The sequence below is a fragment of the Streptomyces johnsoniae genome (assembly GCF_031845565.1).
GTDB classification, from domain to species: Bacteria; Actinomycetota; Actinomycetes; order Streptomycetales; family Streptomycetaceae; genus Streptomyces; species Streptomyces johnsoniae.
Genome location: NZ_JAVREV010000009.1, coordinates 1 through 15,700, shown reverse-complemented (window position 1 = coordinate 15,700; position 15,700 = coordinate 1). Strand labels below are relative to the sequence as shown.

4 protein-coding genes are annotated in these 15,700 nt (G+C 74.4%); all 4 read left to right on the top strand.

Annotation, left to right across the window (positions count from 1 at the left end):
• The first annotated feature begins 241 nt into the window (after nucleotides 1-241).
• Nucleotides 242-952 (top strand): ScbR family autoregulator-binding transcription factor, encoded by a 711-nt coding sequence (locus RM779_RS17150; protein WP_311618583.1) that lies wholly within the window; start codon nucleotides 242-244, stop codon nucleotides 950-952.
• A gap of 343 nt (nucleotides 953-1,295) precedes the next feature.
• Complete coding sequence (locus tag RM779_RS17145; RefSeq protein ID WP_311618582.1) at nucleotides 1,296-3,551, top strand: BTAD domain-containing putative transcriptional regulator; 2,256 nt, start codon at nucleotides 1,296-1,298, stop codon at nucleotides 3,549-3,551.
• Nucleotides 3,552-3,794: 243 nt separating this feature from the next.
• Nucleotides 3,795-5,387 (top strand): aspartate aminotransferase family protein, encoded by a 1,593-nt coding sequence (locus RM779_RS17140; protein WP_311618581.1) that lies wholly within the window; start codon nucleotides 3,795-3,797, stop codon nucleotides 5,385-5,387.
• 256 nt (nucleotides 5,388-5,643) lie between these two features.
• The coding region (locus tag RM779_RS17135) for a type I polyketide synthase (RefSeq protein ID WP_449657300.1) at nucleotides 5,644-15,700 on the top strand (10,057 nt) is incomplete at its 3' end.

Below are 15,700 nucleotides of genomic sequence, written 5' to 3'. Positions count from 1 at the left end.
GCCATCCGGCAATCGCCTCGGCCCGGCGCGATGTTACCCAAGGGGTGGCCGGAAGTCCTTCCATACGGGTGCCCCAAGGTGCCCCACGTGCCCCGTTGTTGCGATCGCCGCACATCGGTCCCGTGCCACTTTAGCCAGACATGACGGTCTGTTGATCGGTGCCATACAGTGGGTCTGCTAGGGTCGATCCCCCTGTGTGCGTCGGTGTACACCGCTTGATCTTGACTCACGGAGCGACTGGATGGCCAGGCAGGACCGCGCGATGCGCACACGCCAGGAGTTGATCCGTTCGGCGGCCGAGGCTTTCGACCGGGGCGGGTTCGCGCATTCCTCGCTGGCCGAGATCAGCAGCCGGGCGGGTGTGAGCACCGGGGCCCTGCACTTTCACTTCAGCAGTAAAAAGGAGTTGGGCGAGGCGGTGGAAGCCGCCGCCGCGCACACGCTCCACCGCATCATCGCCCATTGTCCGCTCGGACACGACGCGCCGTTGCAACTCCTCGTCGACGCCTCGCACTTCCTGGCCCAGCGCCTGGAGGAGGACGTCGTCCTGCGGGCGGGATTCGGCCTCGGCAACGACCTGACCTGGGACGCCGGGGTCAAGCTGTGGCTGGAGTGGCGGAATTGGGTCAGGGGAATGCTGCATTTCGCCAGCGGTCAGGGCAGTCTGGCGGCGGATGTGTCGCTCGAGGACGCGGTCGGGGCGATCACGGCCGCCGTGGTGGGCATCGCGGTGCTCGCGCGCAGCGACCCCGAGTGGCCCCTGCGGCGCTCCGTCACCGGGTTCTGGCAGGTGATGCTGCCGCGCCTGTCCGCGCAGCAGGGCCTGGCCGCGCTGAGCGCCAAGGGGACGGGCCTGGAGGTCTGGCACGCCGACGAGACGACGGAGCTTGACTTGTGGTGGCTGCACGAAGGGCTGGCCGCGGTCGCGCCGACGCCGGACGCGGACCGGTAGCCGCGGCCGCGCCGCGGGCCGCGCCCCGCCGTTGACGTGACCCGCGTGCGGGCCCGGCGCGGGCGTTGCGTAGACTGCGCCGACCGGTCGGCCATCGGCCGGGTTCGTGTCGGCCTCCGTTCGGCCGCGCCCCCGCGCCGCAGTCGGCCCGCGCACCGGCACCGGCCCTTTCCCGCCCGCGCCGCGCCGGGCGGGCCTGGCCCTTGGCCAAGGTTTGTGTGGGCTTGGAGTACCCCCATCCACCATGGTTTTTGACGTCTGCCGATAGGCGGGCGTCGCGGCATGGCTGAGCGCGCCCGCCCACCGGCGGCGCGACCACCGGTTGGTGCGAAATGGGGGATCGATGCAGTTCCGAATACTGGGCCCGCTCGAAGTGGTCGGCAGCGACGGGCCCGTGGCCCTGGGCGGCACGAAGCAGCGCGCCACCCTGGGTTTCCTCTTATTACAGGCCAATAGGGTTGTGGCGACCAGCCAGTTGCTCAACGCCCTGTGGGGCGTGGACGACGCGCCGACGACCGGACGCAAGATTCTTCAGAACGCGGTCTACAGCCTGCGCGGCATCCTGGCCGGCGGGCGTGCCGCGGGAGGCGAGAGCGCCACCCTGCTCACCCGGCCGCCCGGCTACATGATGCGGGTGGACCCGGAGCAGGTCGACATGTACCTCTTCCACAAGTGGGTGCGCCAGGGGCGCGAGAAGCAGGCGGAGGGCGCGGTGGAGCAGGCGGCCGCGCTGCTGCGGGACGCGCTCGCGCTGTGGCGCGGGCCCGTGCTGGCCGACCTGGTCGAGGTCGGCATCGACTGGCCCGAGCTGGGCGCGCTCCAGAGCCTGCGGCTGGACGCCATGGAGGACTACTTCGATGCCGAACTGGCCTGCGGCCGCCACAGCACCGTCCTCGCCGAACTGGAGACGATCTCGCAGGCCGAGCCGCTGCGGGAACGTTCGTGCGCCCAGCTGATGCTGGCACTCTACCGGTGCGGGCGGCAGGCCGACGCCCTCAACGCCTACAGCCGGGTGCGCTCCGCCCTCGTCGAGGAACTCGGCCTGGAGCCGGGCCGCGAACTCCAGCGGTTCCAGCGCGCGATCCTCACCCAGGACCCGGCGCTGTCGCAGACCCGCACCGGGGCAGGTGACGTCCTGCGGGAAATGGCGGGCGAGCCCGCCAGGGAACCGGAGCTGGTGGCCGCCTCCGCACCCGGCGCCCGCGAGCAGGCCCGCCCCCGCCGGCCCGCCGCCCCGGCGCCGCAGGCCCCCCGGGTGACCGCGCCCGCCCCCGGCAACGGCCGCGCCGCGGCGGTCCGGCAGCCGGACGTCGACCGCAGGCGGGTCAGCGTCGTCGCCGTGCGCACCTGGATGGCCCCCTCCCTCAGCACCGGCGTCCGCGAGGACAGGGACGACCTCATGGACGGCGTGACGCTCGTCGTCGGCGAGCAGATCGAACGTTTCGGCGGCACCGTGATGGCCTCCATGGGCTCCGTCTCGCTGGCCCTGTTCGGGCTCCACGAGCCGGCCGAAGACGACGCGCGACAGGCCGTGCTCGCCGGCCTCGCCATCCGCGACGCGCTGGACGTGTGCGACGAGACCGGCGCCGGACACGCCCGGTTCAGCGTCCACGTCTCCGTCAGCATGGGCCAGGTCCTGCTGCGCCGCCGCGGCCAGACCGCCACCCCCACGGTCGTCGGCGGCGTGCTGGACGAGTCGCAGTCGCTGCTCCAGGGCGTCCCCGCGGGCGAGGTGCGGGTCAACGACGCGATCCGCCGGGCGACGGAGAACACCATCGTCTACCACCAGGCCGACCCGCCCTCGGCGGGCTGGCGCGCTATCGGCGCCTGGTCCGAGACCCCGGACGGCCGTCCCGGCGGACAGGACCGCGGGTACGAACTCGACGTCCTGCACGGGCTGGTGAAACGCACCAGGCACCGCTCCGTCCCACACCTGATCACCGTTCTGGGCGGGCCGGGCACGGGCAAGAGCCGCATGCTCGGGGACTTCGGGCACCTGATCGCCTCCCAGCCCGAGCCCACCCTCTTCCTGGCGGGCCGGGCCCCCACCGCCCCGCACGAGGACCCGCTCCTCGCACAGGCCCAGACCCTCGCCGCCTACTGCGGCGTCAGGCCGGCGGACGACGTGGTGGCGGCCAGGGCGGCGCTCGCCGCCAAGGTCCGCGCGCTGTTCGCCGACGGGCCCGCGGCGAGCCGGCACCTGGCGGGGCTCACGCCGCTGATCGAGACCGTGGCGGGCGCTCGCGCGGGGGCGGGCGCGGCCGAGGACGTGCTCGACGCGTGGTGCGGCTTCTTCCAGGAGGCGGCGCGGCGCGTTCCGCTCGTGCTGTGCGTGGACGACCTGCACCGCGCCGACGATGCGGTGCTGCGGGCCGTGGAGGAGCTGGCGGAGTCCGCCCGGTCGGGCTCGCTGGTCGTCATCGCCGCCGCGTCCCCCGACCTGCTGCTGCGCCGCCCGACCTGGGCCGGCGGCAAGAGCCACGCGACCACCGTCACCCTCGACCCGCCGACGCGGATCACCGCCGAACAACTGGTGGAGTTCCTGCTGTCGGCGGCGCGCAGCGAACGGCCGAAGAGCCCTGCCGACACCGGCGTCTGAAACGGCGCGGAGCCCGCCGCCCCTTCCGGCGGGCCCCGCGCCCCGTTCAGTAACTCCGGTGGCAGGGCCGGGTAATCGGGCGACCATTTCCGGCAGCCATGTGAGAACCCGTTGGTGGCCCATGACTTGCTCATGACCGCGCACTGGGGTGAAAGCGCGATGATGTCCGGAGGATCTCACGGGCATCAGGAGCGCAGCCGCCATCCGCCGGGGGCATCCGCTTCATGTCCGACAAGGAGTGGCATGAATTCTGAATCCGGCGCGACCGAGCTTGCCGAACCCAATCTGCGCGCCTGGCTGACGACGATCGGGCTCGACGTCGAATACGTCCGCGGTGCGGGGAATACGCTGTTCATGCGCGGCGACGACGGTGCCGAGATACCCGTCATCGACTACGCCGGCGGATACGGGGCCCTGTTCTTCGGGCACAACCATCCCGTCATCACGGCGCGCGCCCGCGAACTACTCGACACCGGGGCGCCGGTTCTCGCCCAGTTCTCCGCGCATCCGCAGGCAAGCCGCCTGGTCCTGGAGCTGAACCGGATCATCCACCGGGAACTCGGCGACACCGAGCCCTATTACGCCACCTTCGCCAACAGCGGCGCCGAGGCCATCGAGGCCGCCGTGAAGCACGCCGAACTGGACCGGGTCTCACGCCTTTCCGCCGTCACCGGCGAACTGGAGGCCGCGACGGCGCGGGCGCGGTCCGCCGTGCTGGCCGGCGAGGCGGCCGTCGACCCCGGCGTGTGGCAGCGCCTTGGCGTGCCGCGCCCGGCCGGGGACGGCGACGCGGTGGCGGATCTCGTGGCGGAGATCGCGCGGCGCAACGCGGCGCAGACCGCGCGGCCGCCCGTCTTCCTCGCCCTGGAGGGCGGCTTCCACGGCAAGCTGGGCACCAGTGTCCAGCTGACCCACAACGAGGGCTACCGTGCGCCCTTCCAGGCACTCGCCGCAGGGGCGCGCTTCGTGCCGCGGGAGCGCCCCGAGGTGCTGAAGGACATCCTCGCCGAGGAGTCGGGCACCCTGCTCGGTCTGGCCGTGACCGGCGGCGGGGTCCGGCTCGTCGAGCGCGACCACCACACCCTGTGCGCCTTCCTCGTCGAGCCCATCCAGGGCGAAGGCGGCATCAGGCCGCTGTCCGAGGAATTCGCCCGCCAGATCCAGGAGTTCTCCGCGGCGGCCGGCTGCCCGATCGTCGTCGACGAGATCCAGAGCGGCATGGGCCGGGTCGGCCGGCTCCTCGCCAGCTCCCACCTCGGGCTGCGCGCCGACTACTACGTGCTCGCCAAGTCGCTGGGCGGCGGCCTGGCCAAGGCCGCGGTGATGCTCGTGCGGGGCAGCAGGTACCGGCAGGAGTTCGAGCTGGTCCACAGCTCGACCTTCGCCAAGGACGGCTTCTCCTGCCCCATCGCGCTCACCGTCCTCGAACTCCTGGAAGCCGACGGCGGCCGGGCCTACACCCTGGCCCTCGAACGCGGTGCGGCGCTGGCCGGGATGCTGGAGTCGGTCCGCGCCGCGTTCCCCGACGTCGTCAAGGAGATCCGAGGCCGCGGGCTCATGCTCGGCCTCGAATTCCACGACCAGTCCGGCTCCGCCGACCCCCTGGTCCGCGACGCGGTCGCCTCCGGAACGTTCGGTTACCTGATCGCCGGGCACCTGCTCCAGGCGCACCGGATTCGGACGTTCCCCACCGCGAGCGCGGTGAGCACCCTGCGCTTCGAGCCCTCCGTCCTGCTCACGGACGCGGAAATCGACCGTCTTGAGGAGGCGTTGACCGACGTCTGCGCCATCCTGCGCGGGCGGACCGGGAAACGGCTGGCCATTCCCGCGGCCTGACGCGGCCTGACACGGCCTGATGCCGGGACCGGCACGGCGTCTGTTCCGTGCCGGTCCCGGCCCCGAGCCGTGTCCTTCGTCCGCGGAATTCCCGATTACCGCGGTGTGGCCGCGCGCTGGAGAACGGATGCGCCGGCGGCGATAGCGTGCAGTGCCGGACTCGGAAAACACCACCGCTTTTGTCGCGCGCGTCCCGTGCGCAGATCCAACGTCTCGTGTCGTGGGGATTCGGTAAATGGAAGGGCGGCTGAACGTCATGATGGGTGAGCAGGCAGCTTCGGCGGGCGGACCCGCGGAAGAGGACGACCGCATTGCTGTCATCGGGCTGTCCTGCCGGCTCCCGGGCGCCGAGAACGCCGCGGAATTCTGGGACCTGCTGAACAGCGGCACGAGCGCCGTGCGGGACGTTCCCGAGGACAGGTGGGGGCCGGATGCGCCGACCGCCGTCACGCGGGGCGGATTCCTCGAATCCGTCGGCGACTTCGACGCCGGATTCTTCGCCATTTCCCCCCGCGAGGCCCCCGCGGTCGACCCGCAGCAGCGGCTCGTCCTCGAACTGGCCTGGGAGGCACTGGAGGACGCGGGCATCGTCCCGGCCGCCCTGCGCGACACCCGCACCGCGGTGTTCGTCGGCACCCTGCGCGACGACTACACGGCCCTGCTGTACCAGCAGGGCACCGACGCGGTCACCCAGCACACCATGACCGGCGTCAACCGGGGCGTCATCGCCGGGCGGGTCTCCTACCACCTGGGCCTGCGCGGGCCGAGCCTGACCGTCGACTCCGCCCAGTCCTCCTCGCTCGTCGCCGTCCACCTGGCCTGCGAAAGCCTGCGCGGCGGCGAGTCGACGGTCGCCCTGGCCGCCGGCGTGAACCTGAACCTGCTGGCGGAGAACACCGTCACCGAGGAACGGTTCGGCGCGCTGTCGCCCGACGGCGTCACCTACACGTTCGACGCCAGGGCCAACGGCTTCGTCCCCGGCGAGGGCGGCGGCGTCCTCGTCCTCAAACGGCTGCGGCAGGCGCTGGCCGACGGGGACCGCGTGCACGGCGTCATCCACGGCAGCGCCGTCAACAACGACGGCGCCACGGACGGCCTCACCGTGCCAGGACGCGCGGGCCAGGAAGAGGTCCTGCGGGCGGCGTACGAACGGGCCGCCGTTCCCGCCGACCAGGTCCAGTACGTGGAACTGCACGGCACCGGCACCCCCGTCGGCGACCCGGTCGAGGCGGCCGCGCTCGGCGCGGTGCTCGGTGCGGGCCGCCCCGCGGCGCAGCCGCTGGCCGTCGGCTCCGTCAAGACCAACATCGGGCATCTGGAGGGCGCGGCGGGCATCGCGGGGCTGATCAAGACGCTGCTCGGCATCCGTCACCGCACCCTGCCCGCCAGCCTCAACTTCGAGACGCCGAACCCCCGCATCCCGCTGGACGAACTGCGCCTGCGGGTGCAGACGACGACGGGCCCCTGGCCGCGCCCGGACCGCCCGCTGGTGGCGGGCGTCAGCTCGTTCGGCATGGGCGGCACCAACTGCCACGTCGTGGTCGCCGAGCCGCCGCCCGGGGCCACCGCCGCGGAGCGGGCCGCGGGCGCCCCCGCCGTGCTGCCGTGGGTGGTCACGGCCGCGGGGGAGACCGCGCTGCGCGCCCAGGCCGGGCGCCTCGCGGCCTTCGCGGCCCCCGGAGGGCGGGGCGCGGCGGAGCCCCCCACCGATCTGGGGCGGTCGCTCGCCACCACGCGCACGTTCTTCCGGCACCGGGCCGTCGCCGTCGCGCCCGACGCCGCGGGCCTGCTGGACGGCGTCGCGGCCCTGGCGGCCGGCCGCCCCGCCCCAGGACTGGTGACCGGCGTCGCGGAACCGGGCGGCCTGGCCGTCCTGTTCACCGGCCAGGGCGCGCAGCGCGCCGGGATGGGCCGGGAACTGTACGCGGCCTTCCCCGTCTACGCCGCCGCGTTCGACGAGGTGGCCGCCGCGCTCGACGCGCACCTGCCGCACCCGCTGGCCGACACCATCGCCACCGGGCGGCGTCTGGACGAGACGGCCGCCACCCAGCCGGCGCTGTTCGCCGTCGAGGTCGCCCTCTACCGGCTGCTCGCGTCCTGGGGACTGCGGCCCGACTTTCTGGCCGGGCACTCCATCGGCGAACTGACCGCCGCCCACGTCTCCGGCGTGCTCGACCTCGCCGACGCGGCCACCCTGGTCGCGGAACGCGCCCGCCTGATGCAGTCCGCCCGCGCCGACGGGGCGATGGTGGCCCTTCAGGCCACGGAAGGGGAAGTGCTGCCCCTGCTGGCGGGCCGCGAGGACCGCGTGTCACTCGCCGCGCTCAACGGCCCGCGCGCCACCGTGATCTCCGGCGACCGGGACGCCTGCGCGGACATCGCCGCCCGGCTCGGCGCGCAGGGCCGCCGGGTGAAGCACCTCACCGTCAGCCACGCCTTCCACTCGCCGCACATGGACGGCGTGCTGGCGGAGTTCCGCGCGGTCGCGGCCCGGCTCACCTACCGCGAGCCGCACCTCCCGGTGATCTCCAACGTGACGGGCGTGCGGGCGGCGCCGGGAGAACTGGCCTCGCCCGACTACTGGGCCGGGCACCTGCGCGGCACCGTCCGCTTCGCGGACGGGGTGCGCCACCTGGAGAGCCTGGGCGTCACCACCTTCGTCGAGGCGGGCCCCGACGCCGTCCTCAGCTCGCTCGTCGCCGACTCCGTGCTCGATCCGGGGGCCGTCGCGGCCGTTCCGGTGCTGCGCCGCGACCGGCCGGAGGCGCAGACGGCCGTCACCGCCCTCGCGACCGCGTTCGTGCGCGGCGCGGAGGCCGACTTGGCCGCGCTGTACGAGGGCACCGGTGCCCGGCGCACCGACCTGCCGGGCTACGCGTTCCAGCGGAAGCGGTACTGGCTGGCGGAGCGGGCGCGCCCCGCGGCGGGCACCGTCCCCGCCGCTCCCGCCGCTCCCGCCGCTTCCGCCACGGAGCCCGAGCCCGAGCCCGAGCCCGAGCCGGAGTCGGCGCAGGGGCCCGGTGGTTCCCTGCGCGCCCGCCTGGCCGGGCTGTCGCCCGCCGAGGGCGAGCGGGCCGTCGCCGATCTGGTGAACGAGCTGGCCGCCGTGGTGCTCGAAGCGCCCGGCGGGCAGCGGATCGAGTGGCGGACGCCGTTCCGCGAGCTGGGCTTCACCTCGATGATGACCACCGAGCTGCGCACGGCCCTGGCCACCGCCACCGGGCTGCGCCTGCCCACCGGCCTCGTCTTCGACCACCCGACGCCCGAGGCACTGACCGCCTATCTCGCCGCCGAACTGCTGGGCGGGGGCGACGCCCGTTCCGAGACGCAGGCGGGCGCGGCCGACGCGGCCGAGCCGATCGCCGTCATCGGCATGGCCTGCCGCTACCCGGGCGACGTGGCCTCGCCCGAGGACCTGTGGCGGCTGGTCGCGGGGGAGCGCGACGCCATCGGCCCGTTCCCCGCCGACCGCGGCTGGGACGAGGACCTGTACGACCCGGACCCGGAGCGGCAGGGCAAGAGCGCCGTGCGCCACGGCGGATTCCTGCACGACGCGGGCGAGTTCGACGCCGCGTTCTTCGGCATCTCGCCGCGCGAGGCGCTCGGCATGGACCCGCAGCAGCGGCTGCTGCTCGAAACGTCCTGGGAGGCCATCGAGCGGGCCGGGATCGTGCCCGGGTCCCTGCACGGCACCCGCACCGGCGTCTTCGTCGGCGGCACCGCCCTGGAGTACGGGCCCCGGATGGCCGAGGCGCCGCCGAGCGTCCAGGGCAACGTCCTCACCGGCAGCACCGCGAGCGTCATGTCCGGGCGCATCGCCTACCAACTCGGCCTGCTCGGGCCCGCGGTGACGACGGACACCGCCTGCTCGTCCTCGCTGGTCGCCCTGCATCTGGCGATCCGCTCCCTGCGGTCGGGCGAGACGAACCTGGCGCTGGCCGGCGGCGCCACCGTGATGGCGTCCCCCGGCATGTTTGTGGAGTTCTCGCGGCAGCGCGGGCTCGCGCCGGACGGGCGCTGCAAGTCCTTCTCCTCGGACGCCGACGGCACCGGCTGGGCCGAGGGCGTCGGCCTGCTCCTCGTGGAGCGCCTCTCGGACGCCCGCCGCAACGGGCACCGGGTCCTCGCCGTCATCCGCGGCTCCGCCGTCAACCAGGACGGCGCCAGCAACGGGCTCACCGCGCCCAGCGGGCTCGCCCAGCGGCGCGTGATCCGCCAGGCACTCGCCGACGCCCGGCTGAACGCGTCCGACGTGGACGCCGTGGAGGCCCACGGCACCGGCACGAAGCTCGGCGACCCCATCGAGGCCGAGGCCGTGCTGGCCACCTACGGCAGCGACCGGGCGGCGGCCGGGCCGGTGTTCCTCGGCTCGCTGAAGTCCAACATCGGCCACACCCAGGCCGCCGCGGGCGTCGGCGGCGTCATCAAGATGATCCAGGCGATGCGCCACGGCGTTCTGCCCAGGACGCTGCACGTCGCCGAGCCGACGCCGCACGTCGCCTGGTCCGCCGGCGCCGTACGGCTGCTGACCGAGTCCGTGCCCTGGCCGGACACGGACCGGCCGCGGCGGGCCGCCGTCTCCTCGTTCGGGATCAGCGGCACCAACGCGCACGTCGTGATCGAGCACGCCCCGGACGCCGAGACCCCCGCGGCGCCCGCCGCGCCCGCCGCGGACCAGGGGCCAGGGCTGCCTGCCCCCTGGGTGCTCACCGGCCGCGACGAGGCGGCACTGCGCGCCCAGGCGGCGCGGCTGCGCACCCACCTGGGGAACGGGGCCGCGCCCGCGGCCATCGGGCGCGCCCTGGGCGCGACGCGCACCGCCTTCGAGGAACGCGGCGTGATCCTCGCCGACGACCTCGCCGGCTACCTGGCCGGACTCGACGCCCTGGCCGCCGGTACCACCGCGGAGGGCGCCGCGGAGGGCGCCGCGCCTGATGTCGTCCGCGGCAGCGCGGCCCCGGGCAGGACCGCGTTCCTCTTCACCGGCCAGGGCGCCCAGCGCGCGGGGATGGGCCGGGAACTGTACGCCGCCCACCCCGTGTTCGCCGCCGCCCTCGACCACGTCTTCGACGCCTTCGACGGCGCGCTGGAACGGCCGCTGCGCGACGTGCTGTTCGCGCCCCAGGACAGCGACGCGGCGGCGCTGCTGCACGAGACGACGTACACCCAGCCGGCGCTGTTCGCCGTCGAGGTCGCCCTCTTCCGCATGCTGGAGCACCACGGCATGACGCCGGACCTCCTGGCCGGCCACTCGATCGGTGAACTGGCCGCCGCCCATGTGGCGGGCGTGTTCACCCTCGACGACGCCGCGTCGCTCGTCGCCGCCCGCGCCCGGCTGATGCAGTCGGCGAGGGCGGGCGGCGCCATGGCCGCCGTCCAGGCCGACGAGGAGGAGATCCTGCCCTCGCTCGCGGGCCACGAGGAGGCCGTCGCCATCGCGGCCGTCAACGGCCCGCGCTCGGTGGTCATCTCGGGCGACGAGGCCGCCGTCGACGAGATCGTCGCCGCCTGGCGCGAACGGGGCCGCAGGACCAACTGGCTGACGGTCAGCCACGCCTTCCACTCCCCGCACATGGACGGCATCGTCGAGGCGTTCCGCGAGGCCGCGGCCCGAATCGCGTTCCACCCGCCCGCGATTCCCCTGGTCTCCACCGTGACCGGTGAGATCGCCACCGCGGAGCAGCTGACCTCGCCCGGCTACTGGGCCGGCCAGATCCGCGCCGCGGTGCGCTTCCGCGCCGCCGCAGAGGAACTCGCCCGCCAGGGCGCCACCGTTCTGGTCGAGCTGGGCCCCGACGCCGTGCTCACCGCCCTGGCCGAGGGAGCCCTGGCCGACACCGGGGCCACGGCCGTGCCGCTGCTGCGCAAGGGCCGCCCCGAGGCCCGCGCCGCTGCCCTGGGCATGGCCCGCGCCCACGCGGCCGGTGCGCCCCTGGACGCCGTCACCTTCTTCCCCGGCGCGGCCCCTGCGGAGCTGCCCACCTACGCGTTCCGGCGGGAGCACTTCTGGCTCGCCCAACAGACCCCGGCCGACGCGCGCAGCCTCGGCCTCGACCCGGCGGACCACCCGCTGCTCACCGCCGCGGTCGACCTCGCGGAACGCGGCGAGGCCGTACTGACCAGCCGCATCTCCCTGTCCGGCCACCCCTGGCTGGCCGACCACACCATCGCGGGCACCGTGCTGGTCCCGGCCACCGCCTTCCTCGAACTGGCCGTGGCCGCGGGCGACCACCTCGGCGCCCCGCACGTGGGCGAGCTGACCGTCGAGGCGCCGCTGCCGCTTTTCCCCGACCGGGCCGCCCGCGTGCAGGTGACCGTCGGCGCCCCCGACGCGGGCGGCGGCAGGGCGTTCAGCGTCCACGCCTGCCCGGACGGCGGCGACGACCGCGAACGCCGGTGGACCCGGCACGCCACCGGCGTCCTGCTCGACCGGGAACCGGCGGACGCCGCCGCCGCGCGGCCGGAGTCCGCCGCGTGGCCGCCCGCGGACGCCGCTCCCGAGCCCGTCGAGGACGCGTACGAGCGGCTCGCCGCGCTCGGTTACGCCTACGGGCCCGCCTTCCGTGGCCTGACCGGCCTCTGGCGCGCGGGCGACGACCTGTGCGCCGAGGTGCGGCTGCCCGAGGCACTGCACGCATCGGCGGGCGGCTTCGCCGCCCACCCCGCGCTGCTCGACGCCGTCCTGCACCCGCTGGTGCTCGCCGCGGCGGCCGGGGCCGGGCAGGACACGATCCGGCTGCCGTTCAGCTGGACCGGCGTCACCCTGCACGCCGCGGGCGCCACCGAACTCCGCGCCCGCATCAGCCCGCGCGGCCCCGACACGTTCGCCCTCACCCTCGCCGACGGGACCGGCGCGCCCGTCGCCCACGTGGAGTCGCTCGTGCTGCGGCCCGTGGCCAGGGAACGGCTCGGCGACGCCGCCCGGCACACGGCCGACGCCCTGTACGAGGTGCGGTGGCAGGAGGTCGCCGCCCCGCGGCCGCCGGACCCGGCCCAGGACCCGGCCCAGTCCTGGGCCGAGGCGGGGGACGACCTCTCCCCGGCCGAGGGGGCCGACGTGGTCGTCGTGCGGCAGACCGGGGGCGAGGAGGCCGACGGGGGGCACGCGGCGGCGCGGCGCGTCCTGCACCTGGTCCAGGACTTCCTGTCCCGTGAGGCGTTCGCCGACGCCCGGCTGGTCGTGGTCACCTCGGGCGCGGTCGCCGCACGGACGGGCGAGGACGTCACCGACCTCGGCGCCGCCGCCGTGTGGGGCCTGGTGCGGTCCGTCCAGTCCGAGCACCCGGACCGGGTGATGCTGATCGACGTCGAAGGGCCCGGGGAAGCATCCGCCGCGCTGCCGGCCGCCGTGGCCACCGCGGAGCCGCAACTCGCCGTCCGCGACGGCGTGCTGCGCGCGCCCCGCCTGGTGCGGGCCGCACCGCCGCCGCCCGGGACGGCCGCGGCGATCGACCCGGAGGGCACCGTGCTCGTCACCGGCGGGACCGGCGGGCTCGGCTCGCTCCTCGCCCGCCACCTCGTCACCGCGCACGGCGCGCGCCACCTGCTGCTCGTCGGCCGCCGCGGCCCCGCCGCGCCGGGCGCCGCGGAACTCGCCGCCGAACTGAGCGGTCTGGGCGCCGAGGTCCGCATCGAGGCCGCCGACGTCGCCGACCGCGACGCCGTCGCCGCGCTGCTCGCCACCGTGCCCGCCGCCCACCCGCTGACCGCCGTGATCCACACCGCCGGTGTCCTGGACGACGCGACCGCGCTGGCGCTGACGCCGGAACGGCTCGACGCCGTGCTGCGGCCGAAGGCGGACGCGGCGTGGCACCTGCACGACCTGACGCGCGACTCCGCCCTGCGGGCGTTCGTGCTGTTCTCCTCCGTATCCGGCCTCACCGGCACCCCGGGCCAGGCCAACTACGCCGCCGCGAACAGCTATCTCGACGCGCTCGCCCAGCACCGCGCCGCCCACGGGCTGCCGGCCACCTCGCTCGCCTGGGGGCTGTGGGGCGCGGACCTGGGCATGGGCGGAACGCTCGGCGAGGCCGAACGCGCCCGCTGGGAGCGGTCCGGCGTGACGCCGCTGGACGCGGAGCAGGGTCTCGCCCTGTTCGACCGGGCACTCGCCACGCACAGCCCGCTCCTCGCGCCCGTATCCCTGCGGCTGTCCCGTGCCGTCCCGGCCGAGGTGCCGCCCCTGCTGCGGACCCTGCTGCCCGGGCCCGCCCGGCCCGCCGCACGGGAGCGCCGGCCGGTCGGGGACCAGCCGGCCTGGGCCGGGCAGATCGCCGCGCTGCCCGCCGACGAACGGGAGGCGGCCGTCCTGCGCGTCGTCCGCGACACGGCCGCGGGCGTCCTGGGGCACTCCCGCGGCGACGCGATTCCCGCGGACCGGCCGTTCAAGGACATCGGACTCGACTCCATGGGCGGCGTCGAACTGCGCAACCGGCTCGCCACCACGACCGGGCTGCGGCTGCCGGCCACGCTCGTCTTCGACCACCCGGCGCCCGCCCCCCTGGCCGCCTACCTCCTCGGCCGGGTCCAGGCCGACAGGTCACCGGCGGTGCCAGCCGCGCCGCGGCGGTCCTTCGCCACCGGGGACGAGCCGATCGCGATCGTGGGGATGGCGTGCCGTTATCCGGGTGGGGTGGGTTCGCCGGATGATCTGTGGCGTCTTGTGGCGGATGGGGTGGATGCGGTGAGTGAGTTTCCCTCGAATCGGGGGTGGGATCTGGAGGGGTTGTTCGATCCGGAGGGGGAGCGTGCGGGGTCGAGTTATGCGCGGCATGGCGGGTTTTTGCATGATGCGGATTTGTTTGATGCGGAGTTTTTCGGTATGTCGCCGCGGGAGGCGGTGGCGGCTGATCCGCAGCAGCGGTTGTTGCTGGAGACGGCGTGGGAGGCGTTGGAGGATGCGGGGGTGGTGCCCGGTTCGCTGAGCGGCAGCCGCACGGGCGTCTTCACCGGCGCCATGTACGACGACTACGCCAGCAGGCTGAGCGGCACCCCCGAGGAGTACGAGGGGTTCCTGCTCGCCGGAAACCTCTCCAGCGTCCTTTCCGGCCGGGTGGCTTATACGTTTGGTTTCGAGGGGCCTGCGGTGACGGTGGATACGGCGTGTTCTTCGTCGTTGGTGGCGTTGCATCTCGCGGTGCAGTCGTTGCGGAGTGGGGAGAGCGATCTGGCGCTGGCCGGCGGCGTCACCGTGATGTCCCGCCCGCTCCCCTTCACCGAATTCTCCCGGCAGCGGGGTCTTGCGGTGGATGGGCGGTGTAAGGCGTTTGGTGCGGGTGCGGATGGGACGGGTTGGTCGGAGGGGGTGGGGTTGTTGGTGGTGGAGCGGTTGTCGGATGCGGTGCGGAATGGTCGTGAGGTGTTGGCGGTGGTGCGGGGTTCTGCGGTGAATCAGGATGGTGCGTCGAATGGGTTGACGGCGCCGAATGGTCCTTCGCAGGAGCGGGTGATTCGGGCGGCGTTGGTGAGTGGGGGGCTTTCTGTGGGTGAGGTGGATGTGGTGGAGGGGCATGGGACGGGGACGCCGTTGGGTGATCCGATTGAGGCGCAGGCGTTGTTGGCGACGTATGGGCAGGGGCGGGCGGTGGATCGGCCTCTGTGGTTGGGGTCGTTGAAGTCGAATATTGGGCATGCGCAGGCGGCTGCGGGTGTGGGTGGTGTGATCAAGATGGTGATGGCGTTGCGGTATGGGGTGTTGCCGCGGTCGTTGCATTGTGAGGTGCCGTCGGAGGTGGTGGATTGGGGTTCTGGTGGGGTGGAGTTGTTGCGGGAGGCTCGGGAGTGGCCGCGGGTGGGGCGGGTGCGGCGGGCGGGTGTGTCGTCGTTCGGGATCAGCGGCACGAACGCGCACGTCATCATCGAAGAAGCCGAAGCGCCCGCGGAGTCCGAGTCCGAGCCCGAGCCCGTCGGCGACGTGCCCGCGGCGGGCGCCGTGCCCTGGGTCCTCTCGGCCCGCACCCCGGAAGCCGTGCGCGACCAGGCCGCGCGGCTGCACGCCCACGCCACGCGCCATCCCGGGCTGACGCCCCGCGATATCGGCTTCACCCTGGCCGGCCGGCGCACCGTCATGGACCACCACGCGGCCGTCGTCGGCACCGACCGGGCGGCGCTGCTCGGCGGCCTTGAGGCGCTGGCCCGCGGCGAGACCTCGCCCGCGGTCCTGACCGCCGACGCGGCCCGGCCCGGAAAGACGGCGTTTTTGTTTACGGGGCAGGGGTCGCAGCGGGTGGGGATGGGGTTGGGGTTGTATGGGGTGTCGGGGGTGTTCGCGGGGGCGTTTGATGAGGTGGCGGGTGAGTTGGAGGGGCGTTTGG